Below are 24,029 nucleotides of genomic sequence, written 5' to 3'. Positions count from 1 at the left end.
CTCCTCCGTCTCATGATGACACGCGGATCATCTGCCCTGCGGTCATGGTTAAAATAACTACATAATCACCTTGAGGTGTAAGCTGCGCCTTGGCCTTGTCGTTTCCTTCCACATGCAGTGGAAATGCGCTTCGAATGGTTACCGAACCACCGTAATCACCCTTAATTTCGGCGCTTGAGAGTCTGCCATCTGTCCACTCGATTGCCACTGTGTAAGAACCACGTGCTCGAAGCCCCTTCACACTGCCACTGACCCAGTTCTCAGGCAGTGCTGGCAGCAGATGTAATTCTCTCAAGTGGCTTTGTAACAGCATCTCGGAAATACCGGCAGTACCACCAAAGTTGCCATCAATCTGGAACGGTGGATGATCATCGAACAGATTGGGATGCGTGGATCGGGCCAGCAGCGTACGGACAAACTGATGCGCCAGCTTGCTATCCAGCAGCCTCGCATACAGATTGATCAACCAGGCACAGCTCCAACCCGTATGCCCGCCACCTCTTGCGATGCGACGTTCAAGTGACACTCGTGCTGCTTCCACCAGTTCCGGTGTATCCAGTCGATTGATCTGCTCCCCCGGATACAGACCATACAGATGGGAGACGTGACGATGCCCAGGTTCGGATTCAGCAAAATCCTTAAACCACTCCTGCAGCTGCCCCTCGCTTCCGATACGGAATGGATAGAGCTTGCTGCGTGCCTCGCTCCACTCATTCGCCAGTTGATGATCCACTTCGAGCAGTTGAGCTGCCTCAATGCATCGATCGAACAACTCACGAATTAAAGTCATATCCATCGTCGAAGCCATGGAGATGCTGCGAGCTACACCATCCTCGGTGAGGAACTTGTTCTCTGGAGAGGTAGATGGAGCTGTAACCAGATATCCGTCCGGTCCCTCTACCAGCCAGTCCAGACAGAAGAGTGCCGCTTCTCTCAGGATTGGATACGCACGTTCTGCGAGGAATTGCTGATCACGAGTAAATAGATAATGCTCCCATAAATGTGAAGTCAGCCAAACACCGCCCATCGGCCAGAACGCCCAACTTGCGTCCCCGCCTGTAGGCGTGGATGTCCTCCAAATATCCACATTATGATGGGCTGTCCAGCCACGCGCCCCGTACAAGATGCGTGCTGTTCTTCTCCCCGTATCACTTAGATCCTCCAACAAGCCAAACAGTGGCTCATGGCATTCGCTCAGGTTGCATACTTCTGCCGGCCAGTAATTCATCTCGGTATTGATGTTAATCGTGTAATCACTGTGCCAGGGTGGCTCCACCTGTTGGTTCCAGATTCCCTGCAGATTGGCAGGCTGGCTTCCTTCACGTGAACTACCCATTAACAGATATCTGCCGTATTGAAAATAAAGTGCCTCCAGACCGGGATCATTGGCACCAGCCTGATAAGCTCGCAACCGCTCATCTGTAGGTAATTCTTCATTCGCTGATGCGCCGAGATCAATAGATACTCTTGAAAATAAAGCACTATGATCCATCACATGTCGCTCTCGAAGTGCTTTCATGCCATGAGTCATCGCTTTGCTGATTACCTCTTTGCATTCCTGTTCCAGCAGCACGTCATCCTTCACAGGCGCCACATCGTAGCGTTCAAAGGAGGTCACCGCTGCCAGGTAAAAAATAATCTGGTCGGCTCCCTGAATATGAAGTCTCCCGTCCTTAACCGAAACTTCGGCGTTCTTGCCCGTCGCAGTCGCGGCCAATTGCACAGCATAAGCCGTTCCCCGATCTTCTTCGTAGATGACAGACTCTGGATGATCCCTGAAATAATTCGATTCAACATGACTCGGACAGCGACTAAACAGTGTAAGTGCATTGCCCGAAGTTTGCACGTTATACGGATGTGGACTGTCCAGCGTAACGCTGACATTAACAGCTCCCTCACGATCGGCAGTGATGGTACAGACCATGAGGTCATCCGGTGCACTGGCATATACCTCACGTACATAACGAATCCCTTTATACGAATATTTCGTCGTTGTAATCCCGGTGTGGAGACTAAGCTCCCGCTCAAATTCATCGTATGGGATCTCATCCAGTTCAGCGTGCTGCAGCTTAAAGTGACCCATCGGCTGATACGCTTCCACATCTCGTCCAAGCATTTCGCGGTTCAGCAATTCTTCAGCTTCGCTATATTGCCCGGACATGATTAGTTCACGGGTCTGTTTCAGGTAACGCTGACTGCTGTACTGAATGGTGTCACGTGGAAATCCGGACCACAATGTATCTTCATTAAGCTGGATTTGTTCATCTGCTGCTCCGCCATAAACCATACCTCCGAGGCGACCATTCCCGATAGGCAGTGCCTCTTCCCAGCGAGTGGCCGGCTGACGATACCACAGACGGTTTTCTTTTGTTCTCTCATTGAATGGGGACATAGATAACTCCTGTTCATGAATCAGCTATTTTTTGTTTGTTAACTAAAACGTTTTCGTTACAAGCAATAAAACACATATTTTCCGATAAAAATTGGCCTGAACCTGTGTTACAGACATGACCCAAGTGTCGATTAACTGAAAGTGCTTACAGTAAGAAAATTATATTGGATTTCGAATTTTGCGTCAATGTTAAACATCACATGAACAGCAAAAAAAGACCCTTGGTCAGGGCCTTATTTTGTATATCAATCTGGTTACTTAAACTTCTGTTAGTTTACGTCTTTTCCTGTCCACAGGGACACACGATCCTTAACCCAAACGGTGTACTGTTTCTCCATTTCGACTGCACCTGCTTTTTCCAGTTCAGTCAGGAAACCATCATATACTTTATCGAAGTCTTCTGGCTTGGAAAGAACAGCTTCAGGAATACGTTTGCGCACGATATCCTGTGTTTTTCGGAACGTTACCTCATATTCTGTGCCTGAAGGTACAGGCATGTTGTATGCTGCGCCCCAGTCTTTCAGTTGCAGATCATCCTCAGAAGGATAGAATTCTTTCCATGTTGTAATGCCATATGCTTTCAACGTTTCTTTCTCTGCCGCAGTATATCCAGCCTGGATCTGCTCAGGGAAGTTCGTTGTGTAATAGTTATCCGTTGAATCTTTCACGCCATCACCATATCTCGCACTAAACACGCTATACATTCCGATTCCTGTTTCTTTGGTGAAGTTAGAGTTGTCATTGGTTTTACGATCCTGGATGTCTTGAGGAATGACCCGTTGGCCGTTTTCTACATTGTAGTGCTCGCCTTCAATACCCCAGTTTCTCAACACCTGACCTTCGTCCGAAGCGAGCCAGTCCATAAATTTGATAATGCGAACCGGATCTTTAGCAGAAGTTGTGATGCCGATGCCATATCCGTCAAATCCGGTTGGCTGGAACGTATGGTCCACAATATCCTTGTTCAGGGATACAGAGAAGTGAGCATATGTGCTGTCATCTTTGCCTGCTGATTTGAGTGCATTTTCAGCCTCTTGGTAGTTCCACTCTTGGTCAATCAGACCGAGTACACGGCCACTTGCAATTTTGGATTTATATTGGTCATCCTTTTGAACAAATGTATCTTTGTCCAGCAGACCTTCATTGTACATATGGTTCAACCAGCGGAAATATTCTTTCTCCTCAGGACGTTTGTAATGGAGCGTAGCTTCATACGTCTCAGGATCAATGTAATATTCTCCATCATCCGGTGCTCCTGTTGCTTGGAAGGCCGGGTTCGTTACCGTAATCATAATCTTCCAATCATCTGCATTCAGCGTCAATGGAATGGTCGGCTGTCCGTCAATCGTTGGGTGTTTTTTCACATATTCTTTCAAAACATTCTCGTAATCCTCAAGCGTTTTTACTTCAGGGTATCCGAGCTCTTTCAGTACTTTTTGCTGAATTTCGAATCCTCCTGTTGCGTCAAACGCAACATTATCAACACCCATATTCGTTGGGATTGTATAAATGGCCTGATCCTCCGAACTGTATTTCAGTCGGTTCATCTGGTCCCCATATATTTTTTTCAGGTTTGGAGCATGCTCCTCAATCAGATCTGTCAGGTCAATCATTGCCCCTGCATCTACTAGTTTAGACAAGTTACCTTTTGGGAAAACGATATCAGGGTACTCGCCGCTGGCCGCCATAAGTGCAATTTTCTGGTCTCCACCATTGTTTACATCATACTCAGCTTCAATCGTAACGCCTGTTTGCTTCGTAATCTCTTTACCAACTGCATCCTGCATCTTGTTCCAGGTTGGACTTGCATCCGCACCAAAGAATGTGATGGTGACGGGTTCGGTTCCGCTGGACTCGGAGGCTTCTTTACTTCCCGAATTTCCGCAGCCAGCTGTAACCAGCATTGCACTTGCGAGCATCAACATTGCAAACGTCTTGGGTGTATTGCCTTTCATTTTGCCTCTCATTGTCTAGTCCCCCTATTATTATGAAGGTTTTATCTGTATAACAGGCTTAAGGCCTGAGGATACCGCCGTAAGACACATTTCTGTATGCGCTTACTAAAAATTAAATTTGTACTCTTTTTTATCAAAAACTCAACTCATGAAAACTCTCTTCTAACATCCATAAAACGTTTTCGGAAAATAATTTAAAACGCTTACTGAAAGTGCTTACATTAACGATTATATGCTATCCTCCCCCTTTCGTCAACAACAAAAAAGGCCCCTTCTAAGGGACCCATTTTGCTTTGAAAATGATCGTTTATCCTGCCTTGTTTTCAGTATTATTTCACGTCTTTACCTGTCCAGAGAGATACACGTTCCTTGATCCAAACGGTATATTGTTTCTCCATGTCTACCGCACCTGCTTTATCAAGTTCAGCCAGGAGATCATCATAGACTTTGTCGAAGTTCTCAGGTTTGGCAAGGATGGCTTCAGGGATACGTTTACGGATAATGTCCTGCGTTTTCTGGAACGTTACGTTATAATCCGTATCGGAAGGTACAGGCATGTTATATGCTGCGCCCCAATCTTTCAGCTTCAAGTCGTCTTCAGAAGGATAGAAATCTTTCCACGTTGTAATGCCATAGGCTTTCAATGTTTCCTTCTCTGCGGCAGTATAACCTGCTTGGATCTGCTCAGGGAAGTTCGTTGTGTAGTAGTTACCTGTGGAATCTTTGACACCATCGCCATATCTAGCGCTGAAAATGTTGTACATTCCGATACCAGTTTCTTTGGTGAACGCCGAGTTGTCATTGACTTTGCGATCCTGCACATCAGCAGGGATAACGCGGTTTCCATTTTCAACGTTGTAATGTTGGCCTTCAATACCCCAGTTTCTCAGCACCTGGCCTTCATCCGAAGCGAGCCAATCCATGAATTTGATAATACGTACAGGGTCTTTCGCCGTTTTGGAAATTCCGATGCCATATCCATCAAATCCAGTGGGTTGGAACGTATGATCCACAATATCCTTGTTCAGGGATACCGAGAAGTGAGCGTACGTATTCTCGCCATTGTTTTTGGATTTCAAAGCATTCTCAGCTTCACCATAGTTCCATTCCTGGTCAATCAGCCCCAGTACCCGACCGCTAGCGATTTTGGATTTGTATTGATCGTCCTTCTGAACAAATGTATCTTTGTCGAGAATGCCCTCATTGTACATTTTGTTCAACCAGCGGAAGTATTCTTTCTCCTCTGGACGTTTATAGTGCAGCACCGCTTCATACGTTTCAGGGTTAATGTAATATTCACCGTCATCCGGTCCACCTGTTGCCTGGAAGGCTGGATTCGTTACCGTAATCATAATCTTCCAGTCATCTGCATTCAGCGTCAGTGGAATGGTTGGTTGTCCGTCAATGGTTGGATGTTTTGCATAATATTCTTTCAGAACTTTCTCGTAATCCTCAAGTGTTTTCACTTCTGGGTAGCCGAGTTCTTTCAATACCTTTTGCTGGATCTCGAATCCGCCTGTAGCATCAAACGCAACATTATCTACACCCATGTTTGTTGGTATCGTGTAAATGGACTGATCTTCCAAACTGTATTTCAGACGGTTCATTTGGTCCCCATAAATCTTTTTCAGGTTTGGTGCATATTTGTCAATCAGATCTGTCAGGTCAAGCATCGCATCTGCATCCACAAGCTTAGACAAGTTACCTTTAGGATAGATAATATCAGGGTATTCACCGCTGGCAGCCATCAAAGGTATCTTTTGGTCGCCACCATTATTCACATCATACTCCGCTTCAATTGTAACACCTGTTTGCTTCGTAATTTCTTGGCCGACTGCGTCCTTCATGTTGTTCCAGTTTGGACTTGCGTCAGCACCAAAGAACGTAAAAGTGATTGGGCTAGTCGTATCCCCTGTGTCCGTTGGTGTCTCTGAAGCAGAAGTTCCTCCTCCGCCGCTGCAACCTGCTGTAATAGCAAGAGCGCTGGCTAACAGAAGCATTGCGAATGTTTTTGGTGTTTTGCCCTTCATGTGTAATCCCCCTTATGGATAAAATGAAGCTATCTATTGTAGAACAGGCTGACCTGCACATACCGATATCGGGTGATTCTGATTGTAAAACGTTTGATTTTATAACATAAAAAGCGTTTTCTAAAATGAAGTGAAAAACCACACTCTATTCATCAATTCGGGATGCTATTCCTTACCCATTCTGACTGAAGAGATTCATGTACAAGTCCTGATAAACCAGTAATGAAAGTGCTTTCATAATTGAATAATAATCCCTCTAAAAGTCCTTGTCAATAGTGAATTAACAAAATTGAAAACGTTTTTCAGAAAACGTTTTAGGTATAAAAAAGAACCCAGTTTCCTGGGCTCTTTCTTTCAAAAAAATTAGTCTGCTAAAACGCATTATTTGCTCTCTTCACCGCTCCACAATTGAACACGGCTTTGGACAAGTTCGGTGTATTGTTTTTCCATGTCCTCTGCTCCGGCTTTGTTAAGCTCAGCAATCATCCCATCATAAATGGCATCGAATTGTTCAGGGGAACTGAGGATCGCTTCTGGAATCCGTTTACGGATAATATCCTGTGTTTTTTGGAAAATAACGTTGTAATCCGAGTCACCTGGAGTCGGCATATTGTACGCTGCTCCCCATGGTTTAACCGGGAACTCATCTTCACTTGGGAACAGATCTTTCCACGTTGTTGCTCCGTATGCTTTGAGTGTCTCTTTCTCCGCATCGGAATAGGCCGCTACAATCTGTTCAGGGAAATTCGTTGTGTAATAGTTATCCGTTGAATCTTTGACACCATCTCCATAGTGACCAGACATATTGGTGTAGAGCCCAATACCTGTTTCCTTCTGGAATACGGCAGCGTTGTTCGTTTTTTGGTCGAGCACATCCGCAGGAATCACACGTTTGCCATCTTTCACTTCGTACTGCTTGCCTTCAATACCCCAGTTCATCAGCACTTGACCTTCCTCAGAAGCCAGGTAATCAAAGAATTTAATTGTACGAACCGGGTCCGGATTCGATGTTGTAATCCCTACACCCCATCCAGATACAAAACCAGGGTCCTGGAAGGAATGATCCTTGATATCTTTAGACAGTGTTACCGGGAAATGTGAATAGGTAGCTTCGTCTTTACCCGCTGCTTTCAATGCGTTCTCCGCATCGGAATAACCCCAATCCTGGTCAATGACGCCCAGTACACGTCCACTTGCAATTTTGGATTTGTATTGATCCGTTTTCTGTACAAAGCTGTCCTGATCGAGCAGTCCTTCTGCGTACATATGGTTCAACCAACGGAAATACTCTTTCTCTTCCGGACGTTTGTAATGCAGACTTGCCTCATATGTCTCAGGATCAATGTAGTACTCGCCATCATCGGGCGCGCCTGTTGCTAAGAATGCCGGATTCGTTACGGTAATCATGATTCTCCAGTCATCTGCGTCCAGAGATAACGGAATCGTTGGTTGTCCGTCAATCGTTGGATGTTTCTCCTTATATGCCTTCAATACATTTTCGTAATCCTGGAGCGTACGTACTTCAGGGTATCCCAGCTCTTTCAATACACGCTGTTGAATCCCGAATCCGCCACCTGCATCAAAATACTTCTGGTCTACCGCATAATACGTAGGCAGTACATAAATGCCTTGATCTTCGTTGCTATATTTCAGCCGGTCCATGTAATTACCATACAGCTTCTTCAGATTGGGAGCATATTGCTCGATCAGATCAGTCAGATCGACCATGGCCCCAGCATCCACGAGCTTGCTCAGCTCTCCTTTGGGTGACACGATATCCGGATAATCTCCGCTTGCTGCCATCAAGGATACTTTATCCTGACCACCACTGACGGCAAATTCACCGTTAAGGGTTACTCCTGTTTTCTCTGTAAGGACTTTCCCCACTTCATCCTTCATACCGTTCCAGTTCGGACTGGGATCGACGCTAAAAAAGTCAAAAGTAATCGGAGATGTATCCCCGCTTGTGTCCTTAAACGACGTATCGCCGCTGTTTCCTCCACCGCAACCTGCGAGCAAAGACATCGCAAGCACTGGAGCCAGTGCAATCTTCATTTTGTTTCTTGCCATAATGGTAATCCTCCCGTTTCATATGTCTGTCTATTCGGGACTTTTTTGTCCCTGTCTATAGCTTCATGGATGCACTCCGCAGCCCTATACGGTGAAGCGCAGGCCTAGTGGCTGCACTTCGGGCATCCTGATGCTTCTTTTATAAATGTACGGCCGCTCTATGTGGCAACCTGTACAGACTTGCTTATGCTTTTACTGCACCCAATGTCATACCGCCCACAAAATACTTCTGCAGGAACGGATACACGATCAGGATTGGAACCGTAACAACAATCGTAATTGCCATCTTGATGGATTCCGGTGAAATCTGTGTCATCTGCTGAGCCATGTCATTGGCATTTCGTCCGGCACCTGAGCCTTGCTGTGTACTTTGCAGTACTTTCATCAGCTCGTACTGGAGCGTAGTCAGATGAGCCTTTGAACCATTATACAGGTACGTATCGAACCAGGCATTCCACTGGCCTACAGCCAGGAACAACGCGATAGTTGCAAGTACCGGTTTACATAGCGGCAAAATGATCTTGTAATAGATTTTAAAGTCATTCGCACCATCCAGCTTCGCTGATTCCTGCAAGGCATACGGCAGGCCATCAATGAAGGAACGGATGATAAATACGTTAAACGCACTGATCATACCTGGCAATACATATACCCAGAATGTACCGATCAGGTTCAAGTCACGCATCAGGATGTACACCGGAATCAGACCACCGGAGAAATACATCGTGAGTGCAAGTGCAGTGGAAACAAACTTTCTCAACTTAAAGTCAGGCCGACTTAGTGTAAATGCGATCATTGAGGAACTGATCAAGCCGAGCAATGTACCTACAATGGTACGTAGAATGGAAATCTGCAAACCTTGCAGCAATCCTTCGTATTGGAAAATGGTTTTATAGTTCTGCAATGTGAATTCGCGAGGCCACAAGTAAATTCCACCACGAACGGTATCTGTCGAGTTATTGAGCGAGATAGCCAGTACGTTCAGGAATGGATACAGTGTTACAATCAGCACCAGGGTCATCGCGAGGATGTTGAATATATCGAACAGCTTATCGCCCCGAGTAGCATTGAATGCTTTGTTCGCCATAATGTCGTCCCCTCCCTACATGATGCTTTCTTTGGTGAATTTTTTGAACAATCCGTTCGCTGTAAACAGAAGGATGATACTGACAACGGAATTAAATATGCCTATGGCTGTACCATACGAGAATCGTCCCATATTCAAACCATAATTGAGCGCGTATAGATCCAGAACTTCCGAGTAGTCGGTGACCAGACTGTTGCCAAGCAAGAACTGCTTCTCGAAACCGATACTGATCAGATGCCCGATCGACATGATGAAAAGTACGGAAATCGTGGTCCGTATGCCTGGCAGCGTGATGTGCCACATTTGTCTCCAGCGGTTCGCTCCATCCACACGGGAGGCTTCGTAGAGCTCTTGGTCAATACCCGTAATGGCTGCGAGATAGATAATGGCATTCCAGCCCGTTTCTTTCCACATATCTGAAGCGGTTACAATGTACCAAAACAGGTTCCCCTTGGCCATGAACTGGATCGGCTGGTCAATAATGTTTAGGTTTACCAAAAGGTCATTGATAATCCCTCCATCGGTGGAGAGCATCTTGGTAATAATCCCTGCCACAACGACCCAGGATACAAAGTGAGGCAGATATGATACCGTTTGCACGGCACGCTTGAAGAACATGCCTTTCATCTCATTCAAGAGAATCGCAAAGAAAATCGGCACGATAAAACCGATAACCAGTCCCATCAAGCTCATTGCAAGCGTATTTCGAAGTACCAGATAGAAGCGATCATCACTGAACAGCTCTGCAAAGTGTTTAAAACCAACCCACTGTTGATCGCCGAACGATCTGGCCGGTTTATAATTTTGGAAAGCCATCGTCCATCCCCATAGTGGCAGATAGTTAAATACAAAAACCCAAACTACGAATGGCAATGACATGAGATAGAGATACTTTTGCTGTTTCATGCTGTCCCAAATTCTGTTCCGCCGTTTCTGTGTTGGCGGATTGGGGTCACTGCTTCTTTTCGCGGAAGCGGATTTTTTTGTTAGCGTTTCCATCTCCGTTCCCCCTCCTCTGTTTTATAAAATAATCATACCTGATAGAGCGTTTTCAAAATACCAGCTGGATTTTAGAGAAAATCATATGAAAATTAGATATCCCCCTATAAAATCCGATATTATATCTATAAAATTAGTGATAATGACGCTGTCTATTATTTATTAATGAAATTAAAAGGGAATTTAATTTGAAAATGGTAATTTCCGAAAACGTTTTATAGTAATCGTTTACTTTGCATAAATGGAAAAGAAAAAAGGACCTCAGGGGTCCTTCAAATAGACTTTATGTTAGAAAACGTTTTATGACTGATTTGGAGAACTGCCTAGCGACAGAAGCACCTCCACTGAAATCATTGCCTACTCCTGTTCCGGCTCTCCTGAAGAGTCCTTAGACTGTGATCTAGCAAGCTCTCTAGCATGTTTGTAAGCGGAAGGTGATTCCCCTACATACTTCTTGAATTTGCCGTGGAAGTAATCCACGTTGGCATACCCTACTCTTGCGGCAACCTGGTGCACCTTTAAGCCTTCATCGAGCAGTTCCTTCGCCTTCTCCATTCGAACCTTATCGAGAAATGCATTGAAATATTCCCCGGTATGGTTCTTGAACAACTTGCCCAGGTAACTGCTATTGTAGTTAAATACCTCTGCAAGTACCTCCAGCTTGAGATTTTCACCCGGATTACGACGGATAAATTCAATCATCTGTTTCAGTACCGTATCCTTGCTGCCTCCACCCATGCGCTGAATAAGCCGGTTCAGGTGTTCAGCGGCCATCCCTTTGAGATCCAGCAGCGTTAATTGATGGTAAACCTCCGTAATGAGAACGGAATGCTCCTGCATAATGGATTGCATATGCTGATTGGCTGCCGCAAGTTTGTTAATCGCCAATGAAAACACTTGGGAGAACGCCGTCTTAATCGCTTGTTCTGTCTGGTGATGCGGAACCAGGCGTTCTTCCATCTCGATCAGCACACGCATCACGGACTCGCTGCTCCGAATGTCGAGCGCATAATACAGCTTGTCTGCCAATTCTGCTTCATCCGGTTCACTACTTTGTTCCCCAAGCACTACAACGGGCCCAGACACACCTTCGCTGTTCTCCTCTTCGTTCCATAACATCACGCGTTGTTCCGCAAACAGAAAACGTCTTCCCAATACGCCGTTGGCCTGATTATAGGAATGTGCGATGTCTGCTGTGGAATTCACAGGTTGACCTGCTGCAACATACATGTGAATATTCCATTCTTCGAGCATGACTTTCAATTCATCATATAAACTGTGAGCAGACTGTACAGTCAAAATAGGCTCTTTGCATAACAGTCCCAGTCCGGAATGGAATGAAAACACAATACCCCGATCTTTCTGGTCAAAAGCTTCCGCCAGTCTGCGTTTCACCACACTACCACGCTGTAAATCAGGCTCGGCATGCATCTCCAGCAGCACAACCTGATACTGCGGCCAATTCAACCCTAGCGCATCTGCTTCCATCGTACCTGCACCTTCCAGGCTATCAAAAAGCAATGCTTCAATCTGGTGCTCCCGGTAGGCGGTATCCTCACCAGCATGGCGGGCCAGTGTTTCCCTCTCCCGTTTCAGCATCACAGATATCCGCTCCAGCTCACTGATAATCTCCTCTTCATCCACTGGCTTGAGCAGATATCCATCCACGCCAAAACTGATGGCTTTCTTGGCATAATCAAAATCGGCGTATCCACTCAGGATCAGAAAGTGCGAACCCGGATGGGTCTGCCGCACTTCTTCAATGACATCCAGTCCGGTCATGCCGGGCATGCGAATATCGATGATCGTCAGGTCCGGTTTCAGCTCTTCGAAGCGGGTAATGGCCTCACGCCCACTGGCAGCTGTGCCAATCACTTGAAAGCCGTATTCTTCCCAATCAATAATCGTTGTCAATCCTTCACGTATGCTCGGTTCATCATCTACCAAAAATACTTTATACATGCTGGTCTCCTCCTGCTGGCAAGGTGAAAGAAACCTCTGTTCCTTCCCCGTACACACTCTTGATCTGTAATCCGTATGGCTCGCCGTAGGTCAACGTTAAACGTTGATGTACGTTACGCATGCCGATCCGGCTCTTCTCCTGCTCTTCCGGTCCACAGATGAACTGCATCACTTCAGCCAGACGCTCCGGCGTAATGCCTGCCCCGTCGTCATCGACACGCACCTGCACTTCATCTTTCACCATACGAATATCTATACTCACACGGACCGTGCCCTCTTTATTTTCCAAACCATGCACAATCGCATTTTCAACCAGAGGCTGAATGATCAAAGGAGGGATGTACATCTTCTCCACCTCCGGGTCGATATGGATCTGGAAAGCAAGACGGTCGCCGTAACGAAATTTCTGAATTTCCAGATAAGAACGTACCATCTCCAGCTCGGCTCTGAACGTCGTTTTGCCGCTGCCAATCTCTAGACTCTTACGCATAAGCTTGCCTAACAGCCTGACAATATTGGCAATCTCCGCCTCCCCTTTGATATGGGCTTTCATGCGGATCGACTCCAGTGCATTAAACAAAAAGTGAGGATTGATCTGGCTGGCCATCATTTTCAGTTTAATCTCTTTCTGTGCGATTTCCAATTGATTGTTCTGTTCCGTTGCCTCTACTACCTGTGTCATCAGTTCATTAATACTCTTCACCATGTAATTGAACTGCCTGGACAGCTGCCCGATCTCATCATTCCCGTCAATACGGGAGGTGACATTCAGATCACCCAGCGCGAGCTTGTTCAGATGTTTACTCAAGCGTAACAATCGGTTCGACGTGAGAAATGAAATGATATATACAAGCAGCAAGGCAATGACCAGCACTAGCGTAATGAAAAGCATACCGATCATGCTAATGGTATTGGCGTCTTTGACAATATTTTTGGTTGCAAAAACGGAAATGATCTTCAGACTGTTCATGCTCGATCCAGGACGCAGCTCATCAATGACTATATTGGATGGTTCCCCCCGAAAATCTGCTTCTATTGTGCCTTTGGTCTGATTTTGTAGATCTACACCAAAATCAAGCTCGTCCAGCGTCTTACCCACTAGTTCGGTATTTTTGGCCGCAACCACATAACCCTGTTCGTCCGTAATCAACGTCTCGAACGGTTCCTGACGTAACAATCCATTCAGCTCATCCTGATTGATTACAATCATCAGCACACCCTCGGTCCGATATTCGGCAAAAGGCACTTTGCGCACCAGACTGAGCTTATGCACCGGATTATCTCCCTTGTCAGGAATATAAAACCAGCCGATGCTCGTCGTTTTAAGTGCCTTTTGGTACCAGTAGCTCTCCTCGGTCTGCTTATCCACCGGAATGAACTCCAGATTGTTGATCAGCGTCGGATTGGTGGAGTAAAACCGGATGCCCGCAACCTCACGGTACAGACGCTTATATTCCTGAAAATCTTTATACGCGAGGTAAGCCGAGGTCAACTCCACAACGCTTTGGTATCGTTTGTTCACAATTTCCTTCAGGTCATTGTTGAACATCAGAATGTTGGAAATATCCGTAGGCACACGCAGTAGTGTGATGGTCTGACTCTTGACCTTGTCCACGTTGTTGATCGTCTGTCCAATGGCATTGTCCAGCGCCTGCTTGCGAAAGTATCCGGTTACAGCAAGTCCAATAATCAGTACCGGAATCATGACAACAAGTACATAGGATATGAGCAATTTATGCTTTAATTTAAGATTATTGGATGTTCGTATGAGCTTTCTAAACATATCTGCACCTTCCGTCGCTTATAAGCGCTTACATATAAAGGTCAGTACATATTACGCCTGCCCTTCCAATTTATCATACCACATAACAGCAAAAGCCCTGCAAGAGGGCTTCAAAAAAAAGGCTGTATGCTGAATGATAAAACAAACCATATGCTTATATAGGTCATTCTAATGTAGGAAGGAAGTCAGAAGCTTATCGGCTGCGTGTTGAGCGGAATCCATGTCCTTTGGCACGCAGCGCAACACTCAGAGCCACAAGGGATAGAAGCAGAATAGCCCAGGAAAAGGACGAAGCTCCCCCATTGATTCAGAAGTACACCTCCCGCCAATCCGCCAATGGCAATAGCCAGATTCCAGACGGTCGTATTAATCGGCATAACGATATCCACACCCTGCTCCCCGGCTGCTTGGGCAAGCGCGGTCTGCAACAGCGTAGCCGCGCCACCAAATGTGAGACCCCACAGCGCAACAGAACCTAAGACAACTGCAGCGTGCTCACTCCAAAGACCCAATACAAGTGAGATCAGCGCAAAGCCCGCAAGACTGATGAGAACCAGCATACGCAACCACCGATCAATCAGAATGCCTGTAATCCAGATGCCTACCAGTGCCATTAGGCCAAACACAAGTAACATGAATCCAACCTTTGATTCCAGACCAACATTGGCGAGGAAAGGAGCAATATACGTGTACAGAATATTATGAGCCAGCATCCAGGTCAGTACGACCGCCAGAATGGGAATTACGCCTGGGGTCAGCAGCACTTTTAATGAAGAAATGCGTTGATCAGCAGACTGTCCCGGATAATCAGGTACTTTCCAGAGCACCCAGAAAATCAGTACAAACGCCAGTAATGACATTAGCCAAAATACCGAGCGCCAGCCCATATAGGAACCCAGCAGTGTACCTGCCGGAACACCAAACGATAAGGCAATCGGTGTACCGATCATCGCAACAGCCATGCCCCTGCCCTTGAGATGATCAGGCACCATCCGCAGCGCATAACCGCCAATTAGGCCCCAGGAGACACCTGCTGCAACACCGGCAAAAAAACGAGCGCCAAGTGTCAGTACATAGTTGGACGAGAGGGCTGTAATGGTGTTGAAGACGAGAAAACCGATAATCGCTAGAAGTAAAAGCGGTCGGCGTCGCCAGCTTCTTGTCAGCACGGCCACAGGTATGGCGGCAATCAACGATCCAACTGCATAAAATGTGACAAGCTGCCCTGCCCCTGCCTCAGAGACCTGCAATCCTTCCTTGATTTGCGGCAGCAGCCCCGCCGGAAGTGTTTCAGTCATGATGGCTATAAAGCCAGCCATAGCCAAGGCTAGCAGTCCTAACCACGGGAAGCGTAGAGAATATCTATCGGACATCTGTGCAGCTCCTTTTCAGATTATATAGGTCAACAATCGAATTATGGATCGATCATTCCTTATATTATCCACCCCCTTCTACCTTGTCAACGACTTTTGGATCGATTAGTATATAATTAAGAAAAAAAGGGGGAATCTCTTATGGCAAGAACCGGACGTCCGCGCATTTTTGATCGTGAAGAAGCCTTATTGCAGGCAATGATGCTCTTTTGGGAACAAGGATTCGAGGCCACCTCATTGCTTCAGCTGCGAGCGGCCATGGGGGATATTTCTGCTGCCAGCTTCTATGCGGCCTTTGAGTCCAAAGAGGCTCTTTATAAAGAAGCGGTAGAACGATATATGGGTACGTTTGGACGCGTAACGGAAAGCTTCTCGGATCTTACGCTGTCTCCAAGGAAAGCGATTGAGACAACTTTAAAAAGTACCGCCAAAATGCAAACAGACAGCACCCATCCATCCGGCTGTTTAATTGTGCTTTCAGCCAGCACATGTTCTTCCAGAAACAATCATATTCGTGATATCGTCGCTGAGAAAAGAAAGCTGACTCGCGGCCGTCTGCAGGCATGCATCCAGCGTGCTGTGGAGATCGGTGAACTGCCAGCCTCTACTGATGTATCCATGTTGACTACTGTTTTTGATACCTTTATGCAAGGTATTTCTACACAAGCCCGGGACGGCGTCCCTTTTGCAACGCTTGATCAGGCCATCACGGAAATTATGGGCATCTGGGACCTGGCTCAACAGCCTGCCTGACCTGTTTACTGACTTTTTCTTACTGACCGATGAGGTATAAAAAAAGCCAAAAAGGCACTCCCATGATTGGAAGTGCCTCTTAAGTATAGAGTTTTCACATTTGCATTATGGACGCGGAGTGTCTACCCCATTCAAAATCAGCTTGGGATGAATCTCTGCGCTCAGCGAAGCGGAAACTGCACAATACTTCTCTTCAGCCATTTGGATGGCTTTCCAGATCCGGTAATCCGGGATATCGCCGTCTACTTTGAAGATCAGATCAATGGCAGTAAAACCTTTTGGCATGCCTTCACTGCGTGTACCTTGTGCTTCAATCTCAATACCAGTAATTTTGTCCAGGAAAGCGTCCAAAATCATCGTGATATCGATCCCCATACATCCTCCGAGACCTGCCAGTAACAATTCCATAGGTGTAGCACCCTTGCTGTCACCACCATAGGCAGCTGTAGCATCCATGCCAACCGCGTAGCCAGTGGGTCCTTCGGAAGTAAACGCGCGTTTGCCTTTCCATACAGTTGTTACATTCATGATGTTTATCCTTCTTTCTTAGAATAGTTTACGCTCTGCAGATATCCGTTCCGGGTACGGATCGTTCTTCTGGAGACAAAGGCGAACGCTACGCTTCTTCAGAATCGATTCCGTCCCCTTCACTCAGTCTGCTTATCTCTGAGAATTCTTAGAATTCAGTAATTTGCTGCAAGAAACGACGTGTCCGCTCCTGCGTTGGATGTTCAAAAAAGGCCTGTGGACTTGCTTCTTCCACGATCGATCCATCCGCCATAAAGACGATTTTGTTCGCCACATTCCGGGCAAACTTCAATTCATGCGTGACCACCAGCATCGTCATGCCTTCCTGTGCCAGCTCCTTCATAACGGAGAGCACTTCTCCCACCAGTTCAGGATCAAGGGCTGAGGTTGGCTCGTCAAACAGCATCACTTCAGGCTCCATGGCAAGTGCGCGAGCAATCGCCACACGCTGCTGTTGTCCACCAGACAAACGGGATGGATATGCATCCTGCTTGTCCGACAGCCCGACCCGATCCAGCAGAATCCGGCCGCGTTCGGCCGCTTCGTCCCGCTTGATTTTTTTCACTGTCACGAGACCTTCCATCACATTGCCAAGCACCGTCTTGTGCGGATACAGGTTGAACTGCTGGAATACCATGCCAGTCTGCCGACGGATTTCTAACACCCGTGCCCGCTGGATTCGCTGCGAGTCGGCACTGTCCACTACGACTCCATTGACTTCAATCTTCCCGCCAGAGAGCTCTTCCAGACCGTTCAGACAGCGCAACAACGTACTTTTGCCTGATCCACTGGGTCCCAGCAGTACAACAATATCTTTTGCATCGACATGCAAATCTATATTTGTGAGAACTTCATTTTTTCCAAAACGTTTGGTCAATCCTGTCGTTGTAATCATCGCTTCTCCCCTCCTATCAGTAAGCCCGGGCCAGCCGGCGCTCCACTTGTTCCAGAATGGCCGAGAAGCCGATACTCATGATCCAGTAGATCACACCAATCGCCAGATAAAACGGCATATTCACCGCATATTGTGATACAAGCAATTGTGCTGACCGCAACAACTCGGTAACACCAATCGCTGCCACAAGGGATGTTTCCTTCAGCATGCCAATAAACGTGTTACCCATTGGTGGGATGGCAATGCGCACAGCCTGCGGGAAGATAATGCGTCTCATCGCTTGAGCCGGGGTCATTCCCGTTGCGTATGCAGCTTCCGTCTGCCCTTTCGGTACAGCTTGAATCGCTCCGCGGAACGTCTCGGACAGAAAGGCACCTGCATTAAGACTAAGACCGAGACAGGCTGCCGTGAGTGAGCCCAGGGTTACACCGTAATCGACCAGCCCATAATAAATAACGAATAATTGCACCAGCAGCGGGGTTCCCCGCATGATGGATACGTAGAAACGGGCGATCATCCTGAGCCACATCGGTCCTTTCAGACGCGCGATAGCGACGAGCACCCCGATGATAAAAGCAAAAAACATGGAGATTACAGTTACATACAGCGTGTAATACGCCCCCTTCAGAAAGAAGGGGATATTCTCAAATACCAATTCCATCGATCAAACTTCCCTTCGCCCTGCCGGTTCATTATTGCGCAGGCTCTTCACCAAACCATTTTTTGAAGATGGTATTGTACGTACCGTCATCTTTCATGCCTTTGAGCGCATCATTCAGTGCTGCTACGAGTTCCGGATTGTTTTTGCGCACAGCAATACCTGCCTGGTCACTCTTAATCGGTTCACCTACGGCTTTGATTTTTAATCCGTTGGCATCCACAATGGGTTTCAGCGCATACATGTTGTTGATTGTGGCATCGATCCGTCCAGCATTCAGGTCTTTGAGTGAAGAGATCACATCGTCATAGGTTTTAATCGTGAAGTCGCCCACTTTTGGCAACACTTCATTACGCAGATATGTTTCATCATTCGTACCCAGACCTACGCCAATCGTTTTTCCTTTGAAATCTTCCAGCTTGGTAATATCATTGTTATCACTTTTCACAATGATTTTGACTTCGTTTGTAATATAAGGATCACTGAAATCCAGTACTTTCTTCCGATCATCGGTAATCGTCATCTGGCTGATGATGGCATCCAGCTTTTTGGCTTGCAGACTTGGTGTCAGGCCGGAGAACTCCTGGGATACAAATTCAACCTTAACCCCAAGACGCTTCGCAACCTCACGTGCGATATCTGCATCGTAGCCATCCATTTCTTTCTTATCGTTCAGGAAGTTGTATGGTGCGTATGTGCCCATCATCCCTACTTTAATGACGCCAGCAGACTTGATCTGCTCCAGTTCATTGTTCGCCTGTGCTCCATTACTGCTTCCATTGTCCGTAGCTTTACTGCCACAAGCGCTCAGAACCAGCACGGTCATAAACAGCAGAGCTGTTAAAGTCCAGCCTTTGCGAGATTTCATTCCATATGTTTTATTCATGTCATTAACTTCCTCTCATCCATCTAGTCATGTCTTGTTGAAACTTGTGTTTCCTTAGTTCTCTAACTACAGTTGTACCCATTATTCCCTGCTGCTGGCTTAATCATGTGAATATTTAATCCCGTTATTGAAAATAAACCTCCGGGGCCATCACACTTTTAATTACCGAGCAGTCCGTAAAACTCAAAGCTTGCCGCCTCAGCTGCGAGCGTTGTTGCGGTCATTGATGAGAACTCGCTGTGCAACTCTTCCGAGCCAAACAGCCAGCGCGTAATCATACCTTCAATCATGCTAACCAGCAGCGCAGCGCGGAGCGGAACATCCATGGACTGTGGCAGCATGCCCAATTCAATGGCCCGCTGCATGTTGTGACGAAATGCTTGTTCTACCGCGCCCCGTGTCTCTTCAACCAAACGACGTACCGACTCTTCCGACACGATGCCTTTGAGCAACAATTCCATAAAGTAACGATTGTCCGCTGCAAAGGAAAACAGGTCGGTGAACAGCCGTTCCGAAGCTCTCACCATATCCTCAACCGATCCGGCATCTTTGCGGTAACCTTGCCCGATCGCTTCAAGCAGCTCCTCCCTGCCGGTTAACACAATCTCCGAGGCAATGGCTTCCTTGCTTTTGAAGTGCCAGTAAAAGGTGCCTTGCGCTACACCGGCTTCGCGGACGATATCAGAAATTTTGGTCTGATGATAGCCCTGGGTTGCGAACCGCTCCATCGCTATGCGTATAATTTGGTCCCGGCGTTCTTCTCCGGGTTCCAAATGATTAATTTTAGACATTTGCCTACCCTCCCGATTGATCAGTCAGTCAGTTAATGTATATCCTATTGGATAACTAGGTTTTTGTCAATATGGTTTTAAACAATTCATTACAAGCATAAGTTGAAGTTGAGCGCATTTGTGATCATAATAGATAATAGCCTTGTTCAAATGAACGGGCATTGTCACGCAGGACAGCCTTTATGCTGTCATCTGCATTTCAAGGAGGAAGAGAATTGGACTTTATATCATCAATTATTATGGGCATCATCGAAGGTTTGACTGAGTTTTTGCCCGTGTCCTCGACCGGACACATGATTCTGACTGCCCACTTGCTGGGATTATCGGAGGACAACGAGTCAGTCAAAACGTTTGAGGTGGTTGTGCAACTCGGAGCTGTACTTGCTGTCGTTGTGCTGTACTGGAACAAATTCATTGATATGTTCCGCTTCACCGGAGGCAAAAGGAGCTACACCTCCCGTCTGAACCTCATACATATCTTTTTGGCGATGGTTCCTGCCGTGGTCATTGGACTTGTATTCCGGGACTGGATCAAAGCGCATCTGTTTGGTGCACAGACGGTACTGTACAGTCTCGTTATAGGTGGTATTCTGATGATTGTGGCTGAACGTTGGAGTCACCGCAGCGAGCGCATTACAACCCATGATGTAGACGATATTACGTATAAACAGGCGTTTGTTGTGGGGCTTTTTCAGATTCTCGCATTATGGCCAGGCTTCTCCCGTTCCGGTTCGACGATCTCCGGTGGACTGTTCGCAGGAGTAAGCCGGGTTGCAGCAGCGGAATTTACATTCCTGGTTTCTGTGCCGATTATGATTGGAGCCACAGGATACGATCTATACAAAAGTATCGATCACCTGAACAGCAGCGATCTCCCGATCTTCGCGATTGGATTCATTGCCGCATTTATCGTGGCCATGCTTGCCATCAAGACGTTCCTGTCCATTTTGAAAAAACTGAGCCTGACCGTCTTTGCTGTTTATCGCTTCGTGCTGGCAGCCGTATTCTTTATCATTTTAATGATGTAACCCTATCTGCAATTCATGTAACCAAAAAGCCAATGGCGACCTGTTCCCTCACGGAACCTGGTCGCCATTTTTATTTTACGCCACCTCATCAACAAGCCGATTTCACTTCCACTCTAACTATTCCCTTCTCTTTTTCTTTTCCAATAGCAAAAACACCCCCTATCAGCGATAGGAGGTGTGTGTTTCGTATAACTACTGCGATCTAAACAAACTGATTCCGCTTATACCTTGGACTCCAAAGTCTGCAGGTACTCCGAGATTTGAGCAGGCGTTTTTGCCCATTTGCTGTGCAGATGCGCAATTTTCTTACCGTTCTGGAATACCAGCAGACTTGGAATGCCGCGTACACCGTTCTCTTCAGCAAAAGGCAGGAACTCTTCTGCATCCAGGGCATAGAAGGTTTTATCCGCATGCTGGTCGATTACATCCCCGATAAAACGATCCAGGTTTTTGCAATCCGGACACCAGGTTGTATCAAATTTAATGACGGTAAGCCCGTCAGAATTGATTGTATCGCGATATTGTTGCTCACTTTGAATTCTTTCCATATGTCTTCTCTCCCTTATTTGATTCTTTATGGTTGACCTTCATTGTACCTCGTATAGTTACAATTGAAAATAGGCTGCCAACGTTTAGCGGTGCTGCTTGTACAGATTGGCGGGGCTGAGCTCCCGTATTTCGTTAATCTCCGCATCCGTAAGTGCTGGTGATTCCGAGGCTGCGATATTATGCAGCAACTGCTCTCTCGAACTGGCTCCTGGCACAACAGCGGCAACAGCCGGATGCGCTAGTGCATAACGAATGGCCGTTTGAGCCATGCTGCGATTGTCTGTAACCAAACGGCTCAGTCCTTGGCGTATGGTATGCAACTCCTCTGGTGTATAATCCAGATAACCTTTATCTGCCTTGGCAGCACCAGTATCAGCGAGAACCCCACTTGCCACGGGTCCACGAGCGATAACGCTAATGCCCTTTTGCTCCAATAAAGGCAATACTTCCTCTTCGGCCCGACGATCTGCTACGCTGTATTGATTCATTACGCTGACAATGGAAGCCCTCTGCACATATTCCCGAATCACGTTAGGACGAATGGAGGATATGCCGTAACACCGGATAAGCCCTTCCTGCTTCAGTTCCTCAAAGGCTTCAATCGTCTCTTCGATTGGATCATCCATTGTACCGCCATGAAGCTGATACAGATCAATATAATCCGTCTGCAGCCGTTTCAGACTGTCTCGAACAGCCTGTTTGATATAGGCTTTGGACGGGTCCCACGACCAGCCTTCTTTCCCCGGTAGGCGGCGATTGCCAACTTTGGTTGCCACAATCACCTGATCCCGGCGGCCCTGAATGGCCTGTCCCACGATTTCCTCGTTTTTCCCCGAATCATAGAGGTCAGCAGTATCCAGAAGATTAACACCACGATCCAATGCTTCATGAATCAAGGCGACAGCAGGTCCCGCTTCGATTCCAAGCGACATACAGCCAAGCCCAATTTCACCAACCATGAGTTCGGATGAACCCAGACGATTTTTCTTCATAAGTTGCACATCCCCTTCCATACGTTCTGCAAGTTTCCATTGTATCATTCTTGCTGGCAAAAATCGCATATGACATATGAGCGCACACAAAAACCCGGGACCATACCAGCTCCGGGCTTCTCATGCAAAGTACTATACCAAAATCTATTTTAAATCCACACGTGAACCTGTTTTGCTTCCATACGTCGGTCTTGAAGATGAACTTGAATTTTTCATCAGTCCTGACACCGTAGTGAACAGCTTATCCCTTGCCTGTTTGTTCCTCATCAAGTACGTCACGCCTGCTCCAATAGCTGTTACAATGATTCCACTTTTCTTAGACATATGTTGTTCCTCCTTCAGGATTAATGTACATTGTGTCTTGCTTGAATTTACCCTGTAGGAGAAAAACGAAACGTTAGATGCCATCTCTAAATTAAAGAATGGCCTATTATAACGTCAAAAAATGGCCCCTGAGAATTCAGGAGCCATTTTCTAATGTGCTGTATTAGCATTCAATCAATCGGACGGTGGCGCGACATGAGTCATTTCCTCATGTTTGTACGTAGAGCCATCCGCAGTCAGGTAAAAGTGACCGAATGGATGCAAGTCTTCATCCAGTTCATAGACCAACGGAATGCCTGTCGGGATATTAAGCGCCATTACGTCTGCCTCGGACATTTGGTCCAAATGCATGACGAGTGAACGGAGCGTATTGCCGTGCGCGGAGATCAGCACCCTTTTGCCTGCTGACACAACCGGCTTGATCTCTGCATTCCAGTACTCCAGCACCCGCTTCGATGTATCCATCAAATTTTCGGTACGCGGGATGGTACAGCCCAACCGTTGATATTTGTCCTGATCCTGAACATAACGATCATCTGTTTCGTCGAGGGCCGGGGGAGATATGCTGACGGAGCGTCTCCACTCCATCACCTGCTCCTCGCCATACTTCAACGCTGTCTGCTGTTTGTTCAGTCCTTGCAGTGCCCCATAGTGACGTTCGTTCAGCTTCCACGTCTTCGTGATCGGAATCCACATCCGATCCATCTCATCAAGTGCAATATCCAGTGTACGAATGGAGCGTTTAAGTACTGAAGCATAGGCGTAGTCAAAATCAAAACCCTGTTCCTTCAGGATCTTTCCCGCTTTGCGCGCTTCTCCGTATCCATCGGTCGTCAGATCCACATCCGTCCAACCGGTAAAACGGTTCTCCACGTTCCACATACTCTGTCCATGGCGAATCAATACAACTCTGTACATAACCGTGAATCCTCCTTCCATGAAACCATTACCCGCAAGGCGAGACGGATATGCCC

The 24,029-nt window shown here is 46.8% G+C and carries 19 protein-coding genes and 1 pseudogene; 2 read left to right on the top strand and 18 right to left on the bottom strand.

Translation table 11 applies throughout. The features are described from left to right. Positions 1–10 precede the first annotated feature (10 nt). From QP794_RS26315 to QP794_RS26275, 9 genes and pseudogenes are all read right to left on the bottom strand, one after another. Positions 11–2,392, bottom strand: a complete 2,382-nt coding sequence (locus QP794_RS26315) for a glycoside hydrolase family 95 protein (protein ID WP_285079711.1) — start codon at positions 2,390–2,392, stop codon at positions 11–13. A 269-nt stretch (positions 2,393–2,661) separates the two neighbouring features. Continuing rightward, the gene (locus tag QP794_RS26310; protein WP_483311955.1) at positions 2,662–4,359 is read right to left on the bottom strand and encodes an ABC transporter substrate-binding protein; all 1,698 of its coding nucleotides are present in this window, start codon (positions 4,357–4,359) and stop codon (positions 2,662–2,664) included. 317 nt (positions 4,360–4,676) lie between these two features. Continuing rightward, entirely contained in the window at positions 4,677–6,377 is a 1,701-nt protein-coding gene (locus QP794_RS26305; RefSeq protein WP_285079710.1) for an ABC transporter substrate-binding protein, read from the bottom strand. 381 nt (positions 6,378–6,758) lie between these two features. Continuing rightward, positions 6,759–8,447, bottom strand: coding sequence for an ABC transporter substrate-binding protein (locus QP794_RS26300; protein ID WP_285079709.1), 1,689 nt, complete (start codon positions 8,445–8,447; stop codon positions 6,759–6,761). A gap of 184 nt (positions 8,448–8,631) precedes the next feature. Further along, positions 8,632–9,534, bottom strand: coding sequence for a carbohydrate ABC transporter permease (locus tag QP794_RS26295; RefSeq protein WP_285079708.1), 903 nt, complete (start codon positions 9,532–9,534; stop codon positions 8,632–8,634). A 15-nt stretch (positions 9,535–9,549) separates the two neighbouring features. Then, positions 9,550–10,533 (bottom strand): ABC transporter permease, encoded by a 984-nt coding sequence (locus QP794_RS26290; RefSeq protein WP_094937065.1) that lies wholly within the window; start codon positions 10,531–10,533, stop codon positions 9,550–9,552. Positions 10,534–10,890: 357 nt separating this feature from the next. Next, positions 10,891–12,495 carry a response regulator transcription factor gene (locus QP794_RS26285; RefSeq protein ID WP_285079706.1) on the bottom strand — a complete coding sequence of 535 codons (1,605 nt, stop codon included), beginning with the start codon at positions 12,493–12,495 and terminating at the stop codon, positions 10,891–10,893. Next, positions 12,488–14,278, bottom strand: coding sequence for a sensor histidine kinase (locus QP794_RS26280; RefSeq protein ID WP_285079705.1), 1,791 nt, complete (start codon positions 14,276–14,278; stop codon positions 12,488–12,490). Before QP794_RS26280 ends, QP794_RS26285 begins: the two co-directional genes overlap by 8 nt. A gap of 193 nt (positions 14,279–14,471) precedes the next feature. After that, positions 14,472–15,651 (bottom strand): annotated as a pseudogene (locus tag QP794_RS26275) (MFS transporter). Positions 15,652–15,792: 141 nt separating this feature from the next. Here QP794_RS26275 and QP794_RS26270 point away from each other — a divergent pair. Continuing rightward, positions 15,793–16,404 carry a TetR/AcrR family transcriptional regulator gene (locus tag QP794_RS26270; protein WP_285079704.1) on the top strand — a complete coding sequence of 204 codons (612 nt, stop codon included), beginning with the start codon at positions 15,793–15,795 and terminating at the stop codon, positions 16,402–16,404. A gap of 105 nt (positions 16,405–16,509) precedes the next feature. On the opposite strand, the gene QP794_RS26265 is transcribed toward QP794_RS26270, so the two are convergent. From QP794_RS26265 to QP794_RS26245, 5 genes are all read right to left on the bottom strand, one after another. Then, complete coding sequence (locus tag QP794_RS26265; protein ID WP_285079702.1) at positions 16,510–16,932, bottom strand: OsmC family protein; 423 nt, start codon at positions 16,930–16,932, stop codon at positions 16,510–16,512. A gap of 148 nt (positions 16,933–17,080) precedes the next feature. Next, positions 17,081–17,827, bottom strand: coding sequence for an amino acid ABC transporter ATP-binding protein (locus QP794_RS26260; RefSeq protein WP_024631427.1), 747 nt, complete (start codon positions 17,825–17,827; stop codon positions 17,081–17,083). 16 nt (positions 17,828–17,843) lie between these two features. Then, positions 17,844–18,488 (bottom strand): amino acid ABC transporter permease, encoded by a 645-nt coding sequence (locus QP794_RS26255; protein ID WP_024631428.1) that lies wholly within the window; start codon positions 18,486–18,488, stop codon positions 17,844–17,846. Positions 18,489–18,519: 31 nt separating this feature from the next. Next, positions 18,520–19,353 (bottom strand): substrate-binding periplasmic protein, encoded by an 834-nt coding sequence (locus tag QP794_RS26250; protein WP_285079780.1) that lies wholly within the window; start codon positions 19,351–19,353, stop codon positions 18,520–18,522. A gap of 176 nt (positions 19,354–19,529) precedes the next feature. After that, the gene (locus QP794_RS26245) at positions 19,530–20,162 is read right to left on the bottom strand and encodes a TetR/AcrR family transcriptional regulator (protein WP_285079701.1); all 633 of its coding nucleotides are present in this window, start codon (positions 20,160–20,162) and stop codon (positions 19,530–19,532) included. A 239-nt stretch (positions 20,163–20,401) separates the two neighbouring features. Here QP794_RS26245 and QP794_RS26240 point away from each other — a divergent pair, with 239 nt between their 5' ends. Continuing rightward, positions 20,402–21,190, top strand: coding sequence for an undecaprenyl-diphosphate phosphatase (locus QP794_RS26240; protein WP_256984517.1), 789 nt, complete (start codon positions 20,402–20,404; stop codon positions 21,188–21,190). A 221-nt stretch (positions 21,191–21,411) separates the two neighbouring features. On the opposite strand, the gene QP794_RS26235 is transcribed toward QP794_RS26240, so the two are convergent. The 4 genes from QP794_RS26235 to gpmA form a co-directional block, all read right to left on the bottom strand. Next, positions 21,412–21,738, bottom strand: coding sequence for a thioredoxin family protein (locus tag QP794_RS26235; protein ID WP_024631432.1), 327 nt, complete (start codon positions 21,736–21,738; stop codon positions 21,412–21,414). An 84-nt stretch (positions 21,739–21,822) separates the two neighbouring features. Then, positions 21,823–22,731 carry an aldo/keto reductase gene (locus QP794_RS26230; protein ID WP_285079700.1) on the bottom strand — a complete coding sequence of 303 codons (909 nt, stop codon included), beginning with the start codon at positions 22,729–22,731 and terminating at the stop codon, positions 21,823–21,825. Between the two features lie 144 nt (positions 22,732–22,875). Further along, entirely contained in the window at positions 22,876–23,055 is a 180-nt protein-coding gene (locus QP794_RS26225) for a hypothetical protein (protein ID WP_094937074.1), read from the bottom strand. 174 nt (positions 23,056–23,229) lie between these two features. Next, the gene (gpmA, locus tag QP794_RS26220; protein WP_285079699.1) at positions 23,230–23,973 is read right to left on the bottom strand and encodes a 2,3-diphosphoglycerate-dependent phosphoglycerate mutase; all 744 of its coding nucleotides are present in this window, start codon (positions 23,971–23,973) and stop codon (positions 23,230–23,232) included. Positions 23,974–24,029: the final 56 nt, after the last annotated feature.

The organism is Paenibacillus sp. UMB7766-LJ446 (assembly GCF_030226665.1).
GTDB classification, from domain to species: Bacteria; Bacillota; Bacilli; order Paenibacillales; family Paenibacillaceae; genus Paenibacillus; species Paenibacillus vandeheii.
The sequence above is the reverse complement of the archived record's forward strand: the minus strand, read 5'-3'. Positions and strand labels throughout refer to the sequence as shown.